Source organism: Parvularcula maris (assembly GCF_024505085.1).
Taxonomy (GTDB): Bacteria; Pseudomonadota; Alphaproteobacteria; order Caulobacterales; family Parvularculaceae; genus Parvularcula; species Parvularcula maris.
Genome location: NZ_JANIBC010000015.1, coordinates 19,198 through 36,943 on the forward strand (window position 1 = coordinate 19,198; position 17,746 = coordinate 36,943).

General features: G+C 64.7%; 15 protein-coding genes. 10 read left to right on the plus strand and 5 right to left on the minus strand.

What is annotated here, in order from left to right; genetic code table 11:
* The first annotated feature begins 83 nt into the window (after window positions 1-83).
* The 3 genes from NOG11_RS12820 to NOG11_RS12830 all read left to right on the plus strand — a co-directional run bounded on the left by NOG11_RS12820 (window position 84) and on the right by NOG11_RS12830 (window position 4,323).
* A complete protein-coding gene (locus tag NOG11_RS12820) occupies window positions 84-2,138 on the plus strand; it encodes a TonB-dependent receptor (protein ID WP_256620169.1) in 2,055 nt (684 codons plus the stop codon).
* Window positions 2,139-2,141: 3 nt separating this feature from the next.
* The gene (locus NOG11_RS12825; protein ID WP_256620170.1) at window positions 2,142-3,323 is read left to right on the plus strand and encodes a PepSY-associated TM helix domain-containing protein; all 1,182 of its coding nucleotides are present in this window, start codon (window positions 2,142-2,144) and stop codon (window positions 3,321-3,323) included.
* Window positions 3,324-3,390: 67 nt separating this feature from the next.
* Entirely contained in the window at window positions 3,391-4,323 is a 933-nt protein-coding gene (locus NOG11_RS12830; protein WP_256620171.1) for a hydrogen peroxide-inducible genes activator, read from the plus strand.
* Between the two features lie 252 nt (window positions 4,324-4,575).
* Here NOG11_RS12830 and NOG11_RS12835 read toward each other — a convergent pair whose 3' ends face one another.
* On the minus strand, window positions 4,576-6,156 hold the full coding sequence (locus NOG11_RS12835; protein ID WP_256620173.1) for a winged helix-turn-helix domain-containing protein: 1,581 nt from the start codon (window positions 6,154-6,156) through the stop codon (window positions 4,576-4,578).
* A gap of 120 nt (window positions 6,157-6,276) precedes the next feature.
* Between NOG11_RS12835 and NOG11_RS12840 the strand changes: the two genes are divergently transcribed.
* The gene (locus tag NOG11_RS12840) at window positions 6,277-7,341 is read left to right on the plus strand and encodes a serine hydrolase domain-containing protein (protein WP_256620175.1); all 1,065 of its coding nucleotides are present in this window, start codon (window positions 6,277-6,279) and stop codon (window positions 7,339-7,341) included.
* A gap of 9 nt (window positions 7,342-7,350) precedes the next feature.
* Here NOG11_RS12840 and NOG11_RS12845 read toward each other — a convergent pair whose 3' ends face one another.
* The 3 genes from NOG11_RS12845 to NOG11_RS12855 all read right to left on the minus strand — a co-directional run bounded on the left by NOG11_RS12845 (window position 7,351) and on the right by NOG11_RS12855 (window position 10,329).
* Window positions 7,351-7,641, minus strand: coding sequence for a 4a-hydroxytetrahydrobiopterin dehydratase (locus tag NOG11_RS12845; RefSeq protein ID WP_256620177.1), 291 nt, complete (start codon window positions 7,639-7,641; stop codon window positions 7,351-7,353).
* A 249-nt stretch (window positions 7,642-7,890) separates the two neighbouring features.
* Complete coding sequence (locus NOG11_RS12850; protein WP_256620178.1) at window positions 7,891-8,781, minus strand: IS1 family transposase; 891 nt, start codon at window positions 8,779-8,781, stop codon at window positions 7,891-7,893.
* 195 nt (window positions 8,782-8,976) lie between these two features.
* A complete protein-coding gene (locus NOG11_RS12855) occupies window positions 8,977-10,329 on the minus strand; it encodes a hypothetical protein (protein ID WP_256620179.1) in 1,353 nt (450 codons plus the stop codon).
* Window positions 10,330-10,683: 354 nt separating this feature from the next.
* Here NOG11_RS12855 and NOG11_RS12860 point away from each other — a divergent pair, with 354 nt between their 5' ends.
* From NOG11_RS12860 to NOG11_RS12880, 5 genes are all read left to right on the plus strand, one after another.
* Entirely contained in the window at window positions 10,684-12,204 is a 1,521-nt protein-coding gene (locus tag NOG11_RS12860) for an MFS transporter (protein WP_256620180.1), read from the plus strand.
* Window positions 12,205-12,293: 89 nt separating this feature from the next.
* The gene (locus NOG11_RS12865) at window positions 12,294-13,334 is read left to right on the plus strand and encodes a DUF1036 domain-containing protein (RefSeq protein ID WP_256620181.1); all 1,041 of its coding nucleotides are present in this window, start codon (window positions 12,294-12,296) and stop codon (window positions 13,332-13,334) included.
* 128 nt (window positions 13,335-13,462) lie between these two features.
* A complete protein-coding gene (locus NOG11_RS12870; RefSeq protein WP_256620182.1) occupies window positions 13,463-14,137 on the plus strand; it encodes a pyrimidine 5'-nucleotidase in 675 nt (224 codons plus the stop codon).
* 135 nt (window positions 14,138-14,272) lie between these two features.
* Window positions 14,273-15,091 carry a 2,3,4,5-tetrahydropyridine-2,6-dicarboxylate N-succinyltransferase gene (gene dapD, locus NOG11_RS12875; protein ID WP_256620183.1) on the plus strand — a complete coding sequence of 273 codons (819 nt, stop codon included), beginning with the start codon at window positions 14,273-14,275 and terminating at the stop codon, window positions 15,089-15,091.
* A gap of 85 nt (window positions 15,092-15,176) precedes the next feature.
* Entirely contained in the window at window positions 15,177-15,524 is a 348-nt protein-coding gene (locus NOG11_RS12880; RefSeq protein ID WP_256620184.1) for a MarR family winged helix-turn-helix transcriptional regulator, read from the plus strand.
* 268 nt (window positions 15,525-15,792) lie between these two features.
* Here the strand turns inward: NOG11_RS12880 and NOG11_RS12885 are convergent, their stop codons facing one another.
* Entirely contained in the window at window positions 15,793-16,701 is a 909-nt protein-coding gene (locus NOG11_RS12885) for a c-type cytochrome (protein WP_256620185.1), read from the minus strand.
* 137 nt (window positions 16,702-16,838) lie between these two features.
* Here NOG11_RS12885 and NOG11_RS12890 point away from each other — a divergent pair, with 137 nt between their 5' ends.
* Window positions 16,839-17,702 (plus strand): prephenate dehydratase, encoded by an 864-nt coding sequence (locus NOG11_RS12890; protein ID WP_256620186.1) that lies wholly within the window; start codon window positions 16,839-16,841, stop codon window positions 17,700-17,702.
* Window positions 17,703-17,746 lie beyond the last annotated feature (44 nt).

Consider the following 17,746-nt stretch of genomic DNA (forward strand, 5'->3'; position numbering starts at 1 on the left):
ATCGGCTGCACATGCGAATGATTTTCATTTACGCGGAAGTCAGTTCCCTCTAGGCCGCCCTGGCAGTTTCGAGTTTCCCCGCCATGCCGCCGCAAAACCGCGCTTTTCTTCTCAGTCTGAGCCTGCCCGCCCTCATGTCCGCCATGGCCCATGCCGAACCCGGCGGCGCAAGCGACCGGCTCGACGAGATCGTCGTGACCGGGGAGCGGACCGATAGGAGCCTTAAGGAGACCGCCTCCAGCGTCGCGGTGACCACGGCAGCCCGGCAGGACGCCCTGGCGGGTCTCGATACGCTGGAGCAGATCATCAGGCAGACGGTGGGTGTGAACCCGGCGAACGAGGGCAACCAGGGGCCGACGATCCGCGGCGCCAATACGAGCGGCGTGCTGACCAGTCTGGAGTCCTTCTTCGGCGGCTCGCAGCCGCGCACCACGATCACGGTAGATGGCCGCCAGCTCACCTTCAACGAGTTCGTCTTCTCGCCCGCTTCCACCTGGGACCTCGATCAGGTGGAGATCTTCCGTGGACCGCAGACCACGACCCAGGGGCGGAACGCGATCTCGGGGGCGATCCTCATCGAGACGGCGGACCCCAACCACGATGTCCTCGAGGGGCGGGCGCAGGTGGTGGTAGGCAGCCTCGATACGCTGCGGACCTCCGGCGTCATCTCCGGTCCCATCGGTGACGGCCAGCTCGCCTTCAGACTGGCGGCCGACTACCTCGAGGAGGAGAGCCCGGTCACGCCCCTTGGTGTCGAGGAGGATATTGGTGCCGACCTGCGCGCCATCGAGACGTTGAACCTGCGCGGGAAGCTCGGATGGAAACCCGATGCGCTAGAAGGGTTCGAGGCGCTCTTCACCGTGACGCATACGGACACCCAGCGCCCGCAGACCGACAGCGTCGACCTCCCCTTCGAGGACCGCGAACGCTTCAACCCCGGCTTCTCCGTCTTCACCACGGGCAGCACCGGCGGCATTTTGGAGACGGGCCTGACGCTGTCGGACAAACTCAGCCTACGCAACACCGCGACCGTCACGACCATCGACGTGGAGCGGCTGGCGCCTGTAGGCACGGGCAATGCGGACATCGAGAACGACGAGTTCAGCAACGAGTTCGTAGCCGAGTTCGGCGGAGAGACAATGCTGAGCGGCCTTTTCGGGGTCTATGTCTGGGAGCTGGAGAGTGACGAGCGGCTGGACCTCTCCGCCTTCGGTATCGGCACGGGTACGTTCACGGACGAGCGCTCCAGCCTGGGCGTCTTCGGCCAGACGACATGGTCGCCGACGGAGGCTCTGCACCTGACCCTTGGCGGGCGTTACCAGCGGGATGCCCAGAACCGGGAAGGCGGCTTTGACGGCATCATCCCGGTCGATTTTGATGAGACCTTCGACGCCTTCCTTCCGAGGGCGGAGCTTGCCCTCGACGTGACGCCCCGGACCCGCATTGGCCTGACGGCGGAGCGCGGCTTCAACGCCGGCGGCTTCACCTTCAACTTCGATACCTTCGCCACCGAGCTGTTCGAGGAGGAGACCCTCTGGAACTACGAGGCTTTCCTGCGGAGCGATCTGGCGGGCGGCACGGTCAGCATCGCGGCCAATCTGTTCTACACGGACTTCGAGGACCTTCAGATCGCCACCCTGGTCGAGCTGGGACCGGAGTTCTTCGCCAATGTCTTCAGCAATGTGCCCGAAGCCCGCTCTATCGGCGCCGAAGTGGACGTGAGTTGGTCGCCGTCCGATGCGCTGACCCTCACCGGCGGTGTGGGCCTGGTCGATACGGAGTTCACGAGCGATTCCGTTGCGGGGGCGGAGCTCGACGGCAACGAGTTCCAGCGCGCCCCCGGCGTGACCGCTATCGCCAGCGCCGTGTGGCGTCCGCTGCCTCGCTGGACCCTCAGCGCCTTCGGTCGCTACACGGATGGATTCTTCAGCGACGACTCCAATCTGCCCGAGAACGAGGTGGACAGCTTCTTCGTCGCCGACGCGCAGGTCAGCTACGAGCTCGGCCGAGCCCGCCTGTTCGTCGACGCCACCAACATCTTCGACGAGACCTTCGAAACCTTCGTCTTCGATAGAGGCAGCACGGCCAGCCTCGGTGAGCCCCGCCGCGTCACCGGCGGGATCGATGTGAGGTTCTAGAGCGTGGATGTCGCCAGCCCCGTCGCGGTCAGGCTGAGGGCGAAGAGGACCTCTCTTCGCCGCCTGGTCCACGCCGTCCATGGTTGGCTGGGCGCAGCGGCGTCACTGTTCATTCTCCTCGTTGCGCTCAGCGGTGTACTGATCTCCTTCTCCGGTCCTCTCATGGGATGGGAGACCGGCGCCTATGCCGTCTCCAGCCCCCGCCCCGAAGGTTCCTCCGCCGACCTTTCCGAGATGATCGCTGCGGCGAAGGCCGAAGCGGGTCCTGGTTTCATACCCCTCGGCTATCTCGGTCCGCATGCGGAGATCGTCACCGAGGCGGAGATGGTCTACGGCCTCTCCGCGCCGCCTGACGAGGGAGGGGAGGTCGAGATCGTCGCCTTCGATCCCGGAACGGGCGAGACGACCGGCACCTTCCTTCTGGACCGGACGCTGACCCACGGTCTGATCGACTTTCATACCAGCCTTCTCGCAGGTCCGGCAGGGGCGGTTCTCGTCGCTATCGTCGGTCTACTGATGAGCCTTCTCGCGGCGCTCGGCCTGTGGCTATGGTTGCCGCGGACCCTCAGCCAGGTTCGAGGCAAGGCCTTGAGCTTTCGCGCGGCACGCAAGCTTCTGCGCCAGAGCCTCAGCATCCACAGCCTGGCCGGTTTCTGGCTCGGGGCGGCAGTGATCCTCTGGGGGCTGAGCGGTACCTACTGGTCGAAGCCTGACTGGTTCGCGTCCGCCCAGACCGACCGTGCCGGAACGGACCTGCCTCAAGCCTTCGAAAGCGAGGGTTGCGGCGAGAGCGTTTCAGCCTCCGAGGCCGCCGCCTTGGCCCTCTCCCTCCACCCAGGCAAAACGCTTCTGGAGGCCGAGTTCGCCGCCCCCTGGCAGCCCTACCATGTTCTCTACCTCACCAAGGAAGGCGCTATAGACAGGGACGATGGCGACACTCGCGTCTGGGTCCATGCTGCCTGCGAAGCCATCTCTTATACCGTGTCGAACGGAGGTGCAGGTCATGCGGCGGGGCTCGCCAAGGCATTCCATTCGGGCCGCCTCTTCGGCCCGCTACGGACTGTGGTTGTGGGCCTTCTCGGCGTGGGCCTAGTCCTTCTTTCGGTGACCGGCCTGCATCTATGGTGGGTGAAGACCGCCTCGCCGATGATCGCGGCCAGCCGAGCGCGCCGGGGATCGAGATAGAACGGCGCAGGTCTTTTCTCTGCCTTTGTGCGCTGCAACGGCCTTCGACACAGGCTAGGCCCGTCCCATGAGCCAGTCTTCCGAGCCGACCCTTCGCCAGCTTCGCTACCTCGTGGCGCTCGGCTCGACCTTGAGCTTCCGCCGGGCGGCGGCGATCTGCGGCATCACCCAGCCCTCCTTCAGCGCGCAGATCAAGGCGCTGGAGGGCAGCCTCGGCGTGCTGGTCGCCGAGCGGGGCACGGGGGCGGTGACCATGACGCCGATCGGGCGCGAGCTGGCGGCGGCCGCAGTGGAGATCCTCGACCGGGTGGATGGGCTGCGAGCCAAGGCCGCCGAGGGGCCGGTGGCCGGGGTGCTGCGGCTAGGGGTCAAGGCGACCCTCGGCCCCTATCTTCTTCCCAGGGTGATCGAGAACCTCCACCGCACCCATCCCGAGCTCAAGCTCTTCATCCGCGAGGGGGCGCCGGTGGACCTCGAGATGGAGCTGGCTGCGGGCCTTCACGACATGCTCCTGGCGCAGCTTCCCATTCTTTCCCAGGACATCTCCTCGGCGAGGCTGTTCCGCGAGCCGCTCTTCCTTGCGGTCGCCGGGGACCATCCTTTGGCCTCCAAAACGAGCTTCGAGCCGGAGGACCTTCGCGGCCTCGACGTCCTGACCCTCTCCCCGCGCTACCACCTTCACGAGCAGGTGCTGCGGCTCTGCGAGGAGCATGGCGCCAGGATGCGGCGCGACTACGAGGGCACGAGCCTCGACGCGCTGCGCCAGATGGTGGGGATGGGGCTGGGCGCGACCTTTCTGCCCGGCCTCTATGTCGCCTCCGAGGTGCACAACACGAAAGACGTGGCCGTGCTGCGCTCCTCGCGGCTGCGCATGTCCCGCACCATGGGTCTGGCCTGGCGGCGAGCCTCCGCCATCGACCCGGCCCGCGAGGCCATCACCCAGGCGGTGGGCGAGGTGCTGAAGGGCGGCAGCGAGTACGCGATCCTCGACCGGAGCTGACGAGGGCCACCTCTGCCCATGCCGGTTACCACCGCCGCCGATAGGATTGCCCTATGCGGATTGCCCGTGAGATCGGCGCCGTGCATATGAGGGGTGCGGACGAGGAAGCCCGTGCCTTCTGCCCCTGAGGCCGGTTTTGCCCTCCCTGCCTTCTTGGTCCGCCACTGCTGGGACGACGCGGCACTCCCGACGCCGCCCTCCCGGTTCGGAGGCAGCGGCCGTCCTGACCTGAGCCGCTGCCTCCGCGATTTTTCAGAGCGTGCCGCCGAGGGAAGGCGCCGGAAGGTCGATGAACTCGGCCAGGCTTCGGGTCGCCATGATCAGCTCTTCTTGGGCTTCGAGCTCCAGTCTCACGCGATCCACGACGCGGCGCCCCTCCTCCGATGCCATCAGCTCGCGGAGATAGGGGGACTGCTTCAGCCAAGCGATATCGCGCCAGCCGAGGTCCACCGCCTGCGAGAGCGCGTCGAGGGCTTCGACCTCCCTGCCGAGACCGGCCATGATTTCGGCCAGCGCCACCCTCGACCAGGTCGACATCCTTTTCTCCTCAAGGCTTAGCGTCGACGCAGCGAGCCAGGCTTCGGTCGGCGGGTTTTCTCCGGTACCTGCCTCCAGGGCTGCAAGGTCCCATGCCGCCCAGGCGCCCGCCGCTTCGAACGACCGCCGGGCCTCATCGTGCCTACCCAGCATCAGCGCCGCTCGGCCCCGAAGCTGCAGAATGATCGGCGCCGAGCGGTCCTCTCCCCTGGTCTGATCCAGAACTTCGAGAGCCGCCTCCGCCTCGCCCCGGCGTAGGTGCGAGCGCGCCAGCTCGCTCAGCACCACCACTTGCCCTGGGTTCATCGACAGCGCCCTCGCCCGCCAGGCCTCGGCGGCGGGGTGGCCGATCAGCTCCAACGCCTGGGCGATCTGAATCTCGGCGTAGCGTGATGCTCCCCCCGCCTCCTGCGCCTGCCGTTCGAGCATCAGCGCCTGGTGGAGGTCCCCCTGGATGAGGTGCACATAGGCCGCGCTCGAAAGAGCCGAGGCGTTGGTCGGGTCCAGCCGATAGGCGTAGCGGTAGGCGGTCAGGCCCTCATTCGATCTTCCTTGGGCGTCGAGCGAGTATCCGAGGGAGGACCATGCGCCGCTGCTCTTGGGCTCGGCGGCGATCAAGGCGCGGGCCAGCGCCTCGGCCTCTTTCTTCTCCTCGAGGCCGCCGCCGAACTTGGTGGCTTTCGTGGTCAGGGCGAAGCTGAGCGCCAGACGCGCATCGAAGTTCTCCGGTTCCCTCGCGACCGCCTCTCTCAGGAGGGCCAAGGCGCGATCGGTCTCGCGGAACTGGTGAAGGGCGAGCTGCTGCTTCGCACGATGAACGAGGATCGCCGTCTCCGACTGGGGACCGGTATGGGCGGCGCCTGGCGTTTCCCGCTCGCCGCCCAGCGCACCTAGCGTTACCGCGACCGCCGCGATGGCCAGGCTAGCAGCCGCTGCCAGACGGGACGGCTGGACCTTCCACAAGCTCGGCGGCGGCGTGTCAGCTTCCGCTCGGGCGACGCTCGCGGTAGCGGCGTAGCCCGCCCCGCGGACGGTTCTGATATAGCGCGGCCTCTTCGGGTCGTCGCCAAGGGCTTTGCGCAGCAGCGCGATGCGCTGCGCCACCGTCTCCGCGCTCACATGCTCCAAGCGCCAGACCCGGCGCGCGAAGTCATCGACACTGAGAGGATGAGGTGCGGCCTCGAGGAGCGCCAGCAGGGCATCGAAGCTCAGATCCGGCAGCTCGACAGGCTCGCCGCCGCGGCGCACGGACCGCGCTTGGCTATCGACCGACAGATCATCGAGCATGAACCGCATGACGCTATCCTAAAGCCTTTCTTGAAGACGCGCTTCAAGAAAGTTCGGGCGTCTTCAAGTGACGCCGCACCAGCCTCCCAGCAGGATCTCCTCGTTTCGACGATATCAAGGGAGCGATCCATGAAGACATTCCTCATCGCGGCTGGCGCACTGGCCGGCAGCGTCACCCCGCTGGCGGCCCAGGGCCGCTGGAGCGATATGAGCACCCTCGAAGAGGCCATCGGTAAGGGTGAGTACGGCACCGTCACCAGCGTCCTGATCATGGAGCGGGGGCGCACGGTCTATGAGGGCTATTTCAACGGCGCCGATGCGGAGACCCTGCACAACACCCGCTCGGTGACCAAGACCATCACCGGCATGGCCGTCGGCGCCGCCGTCGATGAGGGCCTGATGACCGCGGACACCGCAGCGGCGACCTTCTTCACCGACATCGCGCCCTTCGACCATCCCGACCCGCGCAAGCTGGACGTGACCATGCAGGACCTTCTCACCATGAGCAGCATCCTCGAATGCGACGATAACGACAATTTCTCCCGCGGCACCGAAGCAAGGATGCACAATGTCGAGGACTGGGCCTCGTTCTTCTGGGACCTGCCGATCAGGGGCTACCCCTCCTGGTCCGAAAAGCCCGCAACCGCCAAGTATGGCCGGGTCTTCGCCTACTGCTCCGCCGGGGTGGAGATGGCCGGCTGGGCGGTCGAACGCGCCAGCGGCGAGACCTTCCAGAACTATGTCCAGGCGAAGTTCTTCGGCCCCATGGGGATCGAGCGTTTCGAATGGCAAGAGAACGGGCTCGGCCAAGCCCATAAGAGCGGCGGTCTCGGCCTGACGACTAGGGGGCTCGCCAAGTTCGCGGAGATGCAGCGCCGCGGCGGCCTTCACGGCAGGCGCCGCATCCTCTCGAAGAGCTGGACCGAAGAAGCCGTCAAGCCCCGCGTGGTCGCCGATGCCGAGCGCGACATCGAGTACGGCTATCTCTGGTGGCTCGACTCCTACGAGACCTCAAACAATCGGTACACGGTTCAGTATATGAGCGGCAACGGCGGCAACCGCGTCGGCGTCATGCCGGAGCACGAGGTGATCTTCGTCATCACCAAGACCGATTACAACCAGCAGGACATGCACCCGAAGACGAACGATCTCATCGAGAACGAGATCGTCCCCCGTCTGACGAAGCGTCGGTAGGTCCGGACCCTAGCCCCGTATCCGGTCGATGAACGCCGCCATCTTCTCGTCGCGTTCGGACAGGCCGCCTGCGTCGTGGGTGGTGAGGGTGATCTCGACGCGGTTGTAGACGTTGAACCATTCGGGGTGGTGGTCGTGCTTGTCGGCATAGACCGCCACCCGGCTCATGAAGCCCCAGGCCTCGTTGAAGTCGGCGAAGGTGAGGGTGGTTTCGGCGGCGTCCTTGCCTTCGGCCTCCTTCCAAGCGGGATGGTCGGCAAAGAACTGCTGGCGGGCCTCGGCGGTGAGTTTGTGAACCATGGAAGCCGGTTAGCCTTGCCGGACGCTCCCGCCAAGGACCTGGGTGCCGGGCCGCTCATCTCTCACATCGGGAGAGATCGGCATCTCTGATGCCGAGTGGGGGCAAGCTGTGTGGGAGCTCAATCGAGTAGGGGACGTGAGAGCCTCAGAAAGCCCTCACCCAAAACCCTCCTGTCGTCAGGTTTTGACCTCTCCCGAAGGGAGAGGTGGCGGGAGGAACCAGCTCCCAAACCGCTGCCTGGTAGTGGGTCAGTTTGAATTTTCTTTCTTGCGGTAGGCCTTCGGGCGGTTCGGCTTGGGTGCCCGCTCATCGACCAGCTTGATGATGTCTTCCACGTCCCAGATGCGATCCGTGAGGCCAGCCGCCATCGCTGGCGTCCACTTGTTGAGCGACTTGTGCTGACGGCAGAAGTTGTAGTTCATGAAGTGCAGCGCGCCCGCCAGAGCGTGGTTCTCCACTTTCTTTGAGAAGGCGTTCGTTAAGCGCGTGAAGCGGCGCATGTTCATCCGCATGGTGAGGTTCTGACGCTCTACGAACGACGTGGAGACCTTCGCCATATCCGGCTCGCCTTCGATGACATCCTTGCGTGTCTTGCAGCACTCGCCGGGGCTGTAGCGGCGCTCCTGCGGCTTGCCCTTGGGCTCTTGGAACAGCTTCACGAGCTGGGCGTAGTCCACGTCTGCGCCGAACGCTTCTTCGATGGCTTCAAGGTACGGCTTATGACCATCGGTCGTGATCTGAACCCGCGAGGCGAGACGCGCCGCCAGATCGGAGATGAAGAGGCGAGCGTAGGAGCTGTCGCGACCGCCGATCAGGTATGAAATGCAAAGCTTGCTGTCGGCGTCGATTGCCGTCCACGTCCACACGTCGCCAGCGTCTTCGGGAGCGGCCTTCGCATCGGCGACGTTCTTCGCTTTGGCGTAGCAAAAGGACCAGATTTCATCGCACTGGACGCGCTCGGCTTCGACCTCGCGCACCATTTCGTTATGAAAGGCAGCGCAGGCTTCACCCGCTTCCACTAGCAGCTTCGAAACCGTGTTTTTGGAAACTTCGGCGATCCGCGCCGTGCCCCGGATCGACATGCCATCGAGAAGACACTTCAAGATGGTCTTGCGGGTATGAAGGGGCAGCTTGTTCATGCCCCTTCATATTGACCTTTATGCTTGAGCGTCAAGCATCAATGGTCAGTTTGCTGCTTCTTCCTCTGCCGATACTCTGCAAAGAGTTTACTGATCTGATTATCGAATTTGCCCATAACCTCAGCTAGTTGCGGGCTGGGTGGTGCAGGCTCGTGGCGGTTGGCGTTGCTTTGACGAAACCCGCGTCCTTGTCGATCAAACGCTCGCTGCATCGTCATCCTCCTGAGGCGCATCCCGAGATATAGCTATTCGCTCGAAATATCTAGCGTTCAAATCAGGTGGAAAGTAATGTTTTCTCTTAACCCAAACGAAACCTTCAGTTTTCGAGATAACAGCAACGTCAATAGGCCCGCCGACTGTCTCAAACCCCCGCGAGACTTTCCGCTTCGTAGAGGTCAGATCTACTAGTGCTTCTGCTGTCTTTGCCATCTCAGGCTTCGGCATGAACTCAATCATGGATATTATATCACTTCGAGCATCGGTCTGGATGGCCTCAAAAGCCTCTTTGTCAATTTGCTCTTTGAACTGACTGATTGCTTCTTCAACGGTCGTCTTGAGGTCGTCATATGCCCCATCGGATGGGAGGGACTCAATGACTTCCGAGAGGACTTTGTTCACAGCGTTCGAGCAATATTGAGACAGTTGGTCGCGCACCTCCTGGTCGAGACCATCCACGAAACGGTCCACAACATCTCGCTGCGCGAACGGAACAATGTCTGCCCTCGGCTTGGAGCGGTCAATATCGCAGGTGTAATCACACTCGTATTTGAGTCGGTCACCGATCATCCCGCCGATCTTGAAACTAAGCAGAGATGGAAAGCGTTCCTTCTTGCCAAAACCAAAAACAACAAGTCCGGTATATCCGCCAGCGAAACTTCTCAGTAGAACAAGCTCGAGTACGCGAACGGCTTTTCTCTTTACCTCATCAGGAAGGGGCAACATTGCAAAGTCATTGACAAAACTCTCAAGGTTTTCGATATCGGCAGCCGAAAGCTGAGGTTGGCTCTCCGACCCGAAGAACCGAAGCTCGGGATCGGACTCCAATATTGAAATACGTTCGTCTAGCTCTTTGCTGTATAATTCCTCGTAGCGTGCCTGGGACCGTTCCCTAAAGTCTTTGATTGACTGGTCAGGCTCCCCGTTCTTACTGGCCTCAACCGCTTCGCGGGTCATTGTATACGATACCTTGTGCTGGATGCTGTCCCACATCTCGCCCAAAGTGGCTTCAATTTCCTCGTTGATTAGCTCCGACGCTGCCCCCTTCCCCTCGTTGTTCAGAAATTCGAGAAAGGCGAACGCAGCATTCTCAACCTTGTCGAAAGCACCTGCTTGATCACGGAACTCGCGAACCAGGGATTGGAGAGGAATGCCGAGAAAGTGCATCCCGCTATAAACCATGATGCCGATCGGCTGGGCCGTAGTCAGCTCGAAAATTTTGTCGGCGCTATCGTATGTCTTGGAAAAATTTGCGCCATGAGTGATTGTCACTGCGCTGTCGGCCGCCACGGCAACGGCAGTTTTGTTCAAAATCGCAACTTCAGCTGTCACACTTCCAGCGCTCCTTTGCGGCAATCCGAGCAATCTCTGCGCGCCGCTCAGGAGACAGTTTGCGGGCTCGGGAGACCCCGCCCTTCAATCCACCCTCGCGACCGAGCTTCACTTGCTCAGTCTCATTTGATTCGCAATCTTCAGACTCAGCCCCGGTAGCTAAGTCAACAATCCGCTTAGCCAGCTGGTTCGCATCGCGAGGGCGCTTGGGGTTCTTTCCGGTCATGCCCCAAGATATGGCACCTTGCGGGCCCGGGGACAAACCCCCGTCAATCCCGCCGATTTTCAAACTGACCCACTACCCGCTGCCTTCCCGTATCGACACGTAGATGAGCGAGCCGCTACGTGCCCGGCATGGCCGATGTGACGAGCTGCACCGATCCCGCCCGCACCAGGCCAGCATCAAAGAACGAGGCTCGGCCCTGCGCCAAGAGCGACCGCAAATGGGTGCTGACGGCGGCCATCCTCGCCTCGGCGCTCGGCTTCATCGAGGGGTCCGTGGTCACCCTCGCCGTCCCTGCGATCAGGCAGGGGCTCGGTGCGAGCTTCGCCGAGATCCAGTGGATCATGAACGGCTATCTTCTGATGCTGGGCGCCTTCATTTTGCCCGCCGGGGGGCTCGGGGATCGGTTCGGGCAGCGCGACGTGATCCTCGTCGGCATCGTCGTCTTCATCGCCACCTCGGTCTGGTGCGGCCTCGCCCAGTCGCCCGAAGAGCTGATCGCGGCTAGGGTGGTCAAGGGGGCAGGCGCGGCGCTGATGGTGCCGGGCTCCCTGGCGCTGATCGCCAAGAACTTCCCCAAGGAAGAGCGCGGCGCGGCCATCGGCCTCTGGTCGGGCGCGTCGGCGGTGACCACGGCCCTCGGTCCCGTCCTGGGCGGCGCGATCCTGCAGGGGGCAGGGGAGGAGGGCTGGCGGATGATCTTCTTCCTCAACGTGCCCCTCGGCGCCCTGGCCGTGCTGGTCCTTCTCAAGGTGCCGCGCGACGAGGGAAGGCCCGAGCGCAAGATCGACCTGCCGGGCGGCGTGCTCGCCGCGCTGATGCTGGGCAGCCTCGCCTACGCCCTGACGGTGCTGGGCGAGGAGGGCGGCCGCGTTATGGCGGCGGTCGGCTTCCTCGGCTTTGCGGCCGCACTGGCGGCGCTTCTCGCCGCCGAGCACCGCTCGCCATCACCCATGATGCCGCTCGGCCTTTTCGCCAGCAAAAGCTTTTCGGGTGCGAACCTCCTCACGCTTCTTCTCTACCTGGCTCTCGGCGGGGTCCTGTTCTTCGCGCCCATGACGCTGATCGAGATGCATGGCCTGTCGGAGGGGGCGGCGGGGCTTCTCTTCGTGCCGTTCTCCTTGGTCATCGCCGCAGCCTCACGGCTCACCGGGGGATGGGCCGACAAGGTGGGGTTCCGCCTGCCTCTGACCCTAGGCCCCGTCGTCGCCGCTATAGGCTTCGCCCTGGTGGGCTTCTTCATCATGCGCGGCGCGTTCTATGTCGGCGTGCTGCCTTCCATGGCGTTTTTGGGCCTCGGCATGGGGATCGCCGTTCCTCCCCTCGGCGCTGCCGTGATGGCTTCGGTGCCGGACGACCGGGTGGGCGTCGCCTCCGGCATCAATAACGGCGTCAGCCGGGTCAGCCAGCTCCTCGCCGTGGCGGCGCTCGGTCTTCTGGCGTCTCTGGCGTTTCGCGCCAGCCTGCCCGAGGGGGCCGGGGCGGCGGATTTCGGCGAGGGGAGGGAGGTGCTGCCCGCCGAGGCCTTCGCTTCCGCCATGGGGGCAGGGTTCACCGCCATCACCGCTGCAGCCGTTCTTCTGTCCCTCCTCGCTGCGGCCACGGCCTTTCTCACCCAGGACGGGCGGCCCCCCGCCAACACTGCGACGTGACAGTTTTGTCCGCCTCGCCCGGTGGTGCTTGATCCGTTAAGCTTAATGACGGACAAGAGAAGCTCAGCTGGATAGCGGCGGGGCGCGTCTTGGTCAGGCATCTTCCCATTCTGGGGCTCATCATCCTTGTGGCGGCGGCGTTTGCGGGCGGCTCCTCGGCGCGGGCCGAGTACAGCCTGTGCAACAAGACGAGCTACGCGCTCTCGGCGGCGCTCGGCTTCGTGGAGGAGGACAACCTCCTCACCCGCGGCTGGTGGCGGCTTCGTCCCGGCGAGTGCAAGAAGGTCATCTCCGAAGAGATCCAGGCGGGCCGCTACTACGTCTATGCCGAGGCGATCCCCGGCCACCGGGGCGAGCTCAAGACCTGGTCCGGCGGCACGCCGCTCTGCGTTCAGAACGACAGCCTCTTCACCCTGCGCGACCAGTCGGTCTGCGCCGAGGACCCGTCCCGCCAGCGCGACTTCAACGGCGTCGACATCGCAGCGGAGGACGGCGGCAACTTCACCACCGACTTCACCGACGAGAACAACTTCTCCACCTACCAGGCCCAGGTGGCGGGCATTCAGCGGCTCCTCGCCGATGTGGGTTTCGACATCGGCGCCGTGGACGGCCAGCTCGGTGCCACCACCAAATCCGCTCTTCGCCAGTACAGAAGGTCGAGGGGCATCGGCCAGGACGGGGTGATCGACGACCAGGTGATGGACCAACTCATTACTGAGGTGAACAACGAGGACGCCAAGCTCGGCTTCTTCTTCTGCAACGAGACGCTCTTGCCCGTCTGGTCCGCCTTCGCCCAGCCAGCGCGCAACGGGGAGGGCTACGAGGCGTCCGGCTGGTGGCGGCTTGAGCCCTCGTCTTGCGCCAAGGTCAGGCGCGGCGAGCTCTCCGCCGAGCCCTACTATGTCTACGGCATCATGCAGGCCGAGGATCAGGAGCTGCAGCTCGCCGGCGGCGACACCGAGTTCTGCGTCAGCGCCGTGCAGTTCGAGGCCCGCTCCGACGTCGCCTGCGCCGAGAGCGGCTTCGACGTGGCCAGCTTCCGCCGCATCGACACTGGCAGCGAGAAGGCCTGGACCTTCGTCTTCCGCCCCGAACAGTTCAACGCCGAGCTGAGCCAGGCGACGCAGTGAGTTCTTCCAAAGGCCTCGCTGGCGCGGACGATGCAGCTTCGCGGCGGTTCCAAACTGCGGGACCTGTCAGCACGTGCAGCGATGCATCCAGCGAGGCCGCCGAAAAGATCAGACAGGACTTCACGCATGTGAAGTCCTGGGTGTTCGACCTCGACAACACGCTCTACCCCGCAGGCTGCAACCTCTTCGCCGAGATCGACCAGCGCATGACGTCCTTCATCGAGGAGGAGCTGGGTCTCCCCTTCGAGGAAGCCCGACGGGTGCAGAAGAGCCTCTATGTCGAGCATGGCACGACCCTGGCGGGGCTGATGCGTGAGCACGACGTGGACCCCCACCACTTCATGGACCACGTGCACGAGATCGACCTCTCGCCCCTCACCGTGCTGCCTGGTTTGAAAGAGGCGGTCGAAGCGCTACCGGGGCGCAAATTCGTCCACACCAACGGCTCGGTGCGCCATGCCGAGAACGTCCTCGGCGCCCTCGGTTTAGAGGGAGTGATGGAAGATATCTTCGACGTGGAACTAGGCGGCTGGGTGCCCAAGCCCCACGCCTCGAACTACGCGCTCTGCAAGGACCGTTTCGGCCTAGACCCCAGCTCCGCTGCCATGTTCGAGGACATGGCGGTGAACCTGGAAGTACCCCATGAGCTCGGCATGCGGACGGTCCTGGTCACCTGCCCCGACGCCCCGTGGATCGCCGACGAGCCCGAGGAGAAGCGGCCGGGGCTCGCAGTAGAGGGGGCGGAGCACATCCACCACGTGACGGACGATCTGGTGGGGTTTTTGAGAACGGCTTCAGGCTGACCCGTAGGGCGGAACGCGAAGCTTTCCGCCAATACCTACGCGCCTACTCAAGGCGGAAAGCTTCGCGTTCCGCCCTATGCTTCTTGTTCAAATTCACCGCTAGGCGCGACGGCTTCCCGCCGCTATGGCGCGCCCATGGATACGAACACGGCCCGCACCCTTATCGACGACGGTTTTGACCAAGGCTCCGACACGAAGGAGCTGCGCGAGGCGGTGAGCTTTGCGCTGCGGGGGCTCGATGCCGGGCGGTTCCGGGTTGCCTCGAAGGGTGAGGGCGGCGAGTGGGAGGTGCATCAGTGGCTGAAGAAGGCCGTGCTGCTCTCCTTCCGCCTGACCCCCAACGCGGTGATCCCCGGTGGACCGGGCGAGGCGTCCTGGTTCGACAAGGTGCCTTCGAAGTTCGAGGACTGGTCCGAGGCCGAGTTCAAATCCGCAGGCTTCCGCGCCGTGCCGCCTGCCGCGGTGCGCAGGGGCAGCTTCATCGGCAAGGGGGCTGTGCTGATGCCGTCCTACGTCAATATCGGCGCCTATGTGGGCGAGGGGACCATGGTCGATACCTGGGCCACCATCGGCTCCTGCGCGCAAGTGGGGGCGAACTGCCATATCTCCGGCGGGGTCGGCATCGGCGGCGTGCTCGAGCCGCTGCAGGCGAACCCGGTGATCATCGAGGACAACGTCTTCATCGGCGCCCGCTCGGAGGTGGCCGAGGGGGTGATCGTGCGCGAGGGCTCCGTCATCTCCATGGGCGTGTTCCTCGGCGCCTCCACCAAGATCGTCGATCGCGCCTCGGGCGAGGTCCGTTACGGCGAGGTGCCGCCCTACTCAGTCATCGTCCCGGGCACGCTGCCCGGCAAGGATGCGGCCGCTCCGAGCCTCGCCTGCGCCGTGATCGTGAAGACCGTGGACGAGCGCACGCGCTCCAAGACCGGCATCAACGAGCTCCTACGCAGCTAGCCCCGGCTGCTCTTTCCAACCTGTCAAGTCTTTCAATGCCTTGCCTGTTTCGCTATCGAAACAGGGCGGACGGCAAGGATTCCCGATGAGCCAGAACGATCTTCTGACCCCCTGGCGCGAGGTGATGGTGGAGATGGTGCGCGGTGACCAGCCCGACCTCTCCATGCGCCAGTGGGCGCTGCTCCTGACGGTCTATCTGACGCCTGGTCCCCACACGGTGCGGCGTCTGTCGGAGGACCTGGAAGTTCCCAAACCCGCTATCAGCCGGGCTCTCGACGCGCTCTCCATCCACGGCCTCGTCAAGCGCGAGCGCCATGATGCGGACCGCCGGGTGGTGCTGGTGCGCAAGACGGCTGACGGCTCGGAGTTTCTCGACCGCTTCGCCGAGGCGGTGGACGCCTCCGAGCGCTCGGCGGATCTGGGGTATTACTAAGAGCCTGCACAGCGACCCAAAACGGGCGTTTGTATCGTTTGCAAAGAGACGGGGACATAGGCGCTGCTGGCTCCTCCCCCTCAGCCTACCGGCAGCTCCCCCTCAAAGAGGGGGAGTGAAATGGGTAGCCAACGCCTTTCAGCTTCCCTCCCCTACGAAGTGGGGGAGGTGCCCGAAGGGCGGAGGGGGCGACCTGCGTTTGCGAGAGAGACAAACGCAAAGAAGGCGGGCCGCAGCCCGCCTCCGTAAGCTTCAGATAACCGCGACCTTACTGGCCGCTGCCCTCACCGGCGTCCGGCTCGGGGGCATCGGGGCTGTCGCCGTCGGCGGTGCCGCCCTCGGGCAGGGCGTTCTCGTTGCCGGGAGCGCCTTCGTCGGGGGTGTTGTCCTGGGGCACTTCGCTGAGATTGGCGGGCTGTTCGCGGGTGGCGTCGCCTGGATAGCCGTCATTGCCGGGGTTGTTCACCTGGCTGTCGGGCAGGGTGGCTTCGCCGGGCTCGGGCACTTCGAAGTCGACCCGGTCGGCGGCCTCACCGGCTACCTCCTCCATCGGTGTCTCGCCCTCGCCCTCGGCCATCTCTTCGCCCTCCTCAGCGGGGGGCTCGCAGGTCGGATAGGCGGCAGGCTCGCCGCTCTTCAGCGTGCCGAGATAGGCGAGGATGTCCGCGCGCTTGTTGTCCTTGCGGATCTTCTGCGCCATCTGCGTGCCGCTGATATAGCTCTGGCTGTCGTAGAGATAGGCGTCGAGCTTCTCATAGGTCCAGGCACCCTCCTCGGACTGGAGCGCCGAGGAGTAGCCGCCATAGGCGCCGACCGAGGCGATGTCGCGGTTCACCACTTCCCAGAGGTTCGGACCCGTGCCTTGGGGACCGCCCTGGTCGAAGCTGTGGCAGGCCGCGCAGACACCGGCGGAGCGGGCGCCGCGCTCGGCGTCGGCCTCGGCGAGAAGGCAGCCTAAGAAGATCTCTTCCTCTTCGGCCTGGCCCTCGCCGCCGCCGACCAGCTCTGCGTAGGGGGTGTAGCTGAGCCCGAAGGGGTTCTCCTCTTCATAGTGGTGACCGTGGTGGCCACCGGCCAGCTCCACCACCGTGCCCGCGATCACGGGCAGGCCGATGAAGAGCAGAAGGACAACCAGCACCGCCCCGGCGAGCTTGTTACTGAAAAGAGGATCTTTCATCTGACGGCTCGTACCTTGTACCTAGTGTGTGCGAGCACGCGCGGGCGTGCTCTCAGCATTCGGGCGCCCATAGCGCCCGAGGCTCGTCACCGCAACGCGCGCTTTGATCGCGGGCGCCGCTTTTTGGGGGAAAGACATTGAAAATAGCCTATCAGGGTGAGCCGGGAGCCTTTTCCGAGCTGTGCTGCCAGGCTCACGCTCCCGCCTACGAGCCCGTGCCGCACCCCACCTTCGACGCTGTCTTCGGCGCGGTGACCGGCGGCTCCTGCGAGGCGGCCATGGTGCCGGTGGAGAACTCGCTGGCGGGACGGGTGGACGATGTCTACCGCCTGCTCCCCGACCGCAAGCTCAGCATCGTCGCCGAGCACTTCCTGCCGGTGCACATGCAGCTCATGACCCTGCCGGGCGCCGATCCGAAGGCGCTCAGGACGGTGCGCTCCCACCCCATGGCGCTCAGCCAGTGCCGCCGGACGATCAGGGCGAGGGGCCTGATACCCGATGCGGCGCGGGACACGGCCGGGGCGGCGAGGGAGCTGCGCGACGATCACGACCCGAGCGTTGCCGTCATCGCGCCGCGCTCCGCCGCCGAGCGCTACGGCCTCACTATCATCGAGCCCGACTGCCAGGACGCCGACCGCAATGTCACCCGCTTTCTCAGGCTCGTTCCGGAAGCGGAAACGTCGGAGGCCTGGCCGAAACGGGGCCGGAGCCCGATGCTGACGAGCTTCGTCTTCCGCGTGCGCAACATCCCGGCGGCGCTCTACAAGGCGCTGGGGGGCTTCGCCACCAACGGCGTCAACCTGACCAAGCTCGAAAGCTATCAGGAGGATGCGAGCTTCGAGGCCACGCGCTTCCAGGTCGAGGCGGAGGGGCACCCGGACGATCCGGCCATGCAGCGCGCCTTGGAGGAGCTCACCTACTTCACCGCCGACCGGAAGATCCTAGGCGTCTTCGCCGCCGATCCCTACCGGCTGCAGCGGATGGAGGGGGAGGGGGTTTAGACTTGCGGGCAAGCGCACCACTAGTCGCTCCCGGCCCCCTCAGC

Coding starts and splice junctions, on each gene's coding strand:
- NOG11_RS12820 (WP_256620169.1), top strand. CDS start 84: ATGCCGCCGCAAAACCGCGCTTTTCTTCTCAGTCTGAGCCTGCCCGCC.
- NOG11_RS12830 (WP_256620171.1), top strand. CDS start 3,391: ATGAGCCAGTCTTCCGAGCCGACCCTTCGCCAGCTTCGCTACCTCGTG.
- NOG11_RS12835 (WP_256620173.1), bottom strand. CDS start 6,156: ATGCGGTTCATGCTCGATGATCTGTCGGTCGATAGCCAAGCGCGGTCC.
- NOG11_RS12840 (WP_256620175.1), top strand. CDS start 6,277: ATGAAGACATTCCTCATCGCGGCTGGCGCACTGGCCGGCAGCGTCACC.
- NOG11_RS12845 (WP_256620177.1), bottom strand. CDS start 7,641: ATGGTTCACAAACTCACCGCCGAGGCCCGCCAGCAGTTCTTTGCCGAC.
- NOG11_RS12850 (WP_256620178.1), bottom strand. CDS start 8,781: ATGAACAAGCTGCCCCTTCATACCCGCAAGACCATCTTGAAGTGTCTT.
- NOG11_RS12860 (WP_256620180.1), top strand. CDS start 10,684: ATGGCCGATGTGACGAGCTGCACCGATCCCGCCCGCACCAGGCCAGCA.
- dapD (WP_256620183.1), top strand. CDS start 14,273: ATGGATACGAACACGGCCCGCACCCTTATCGACGACGGTTTTGACCAA.
- NOG11_RS12880 (WP_256620184.1), top strand. CDS start 15,177: ATGAGCCAGAACGATCTTCTGACCCCCTGGCGCGAGGTGATGGTGGAG.
- NOG11_RS12885 (WP_256620185.1), bottom strand. CDS start 16,701: ATGAAAGATCCTCTTTTCAGTAACAAGCTCGCCGGGGCGGTGCTGGTT.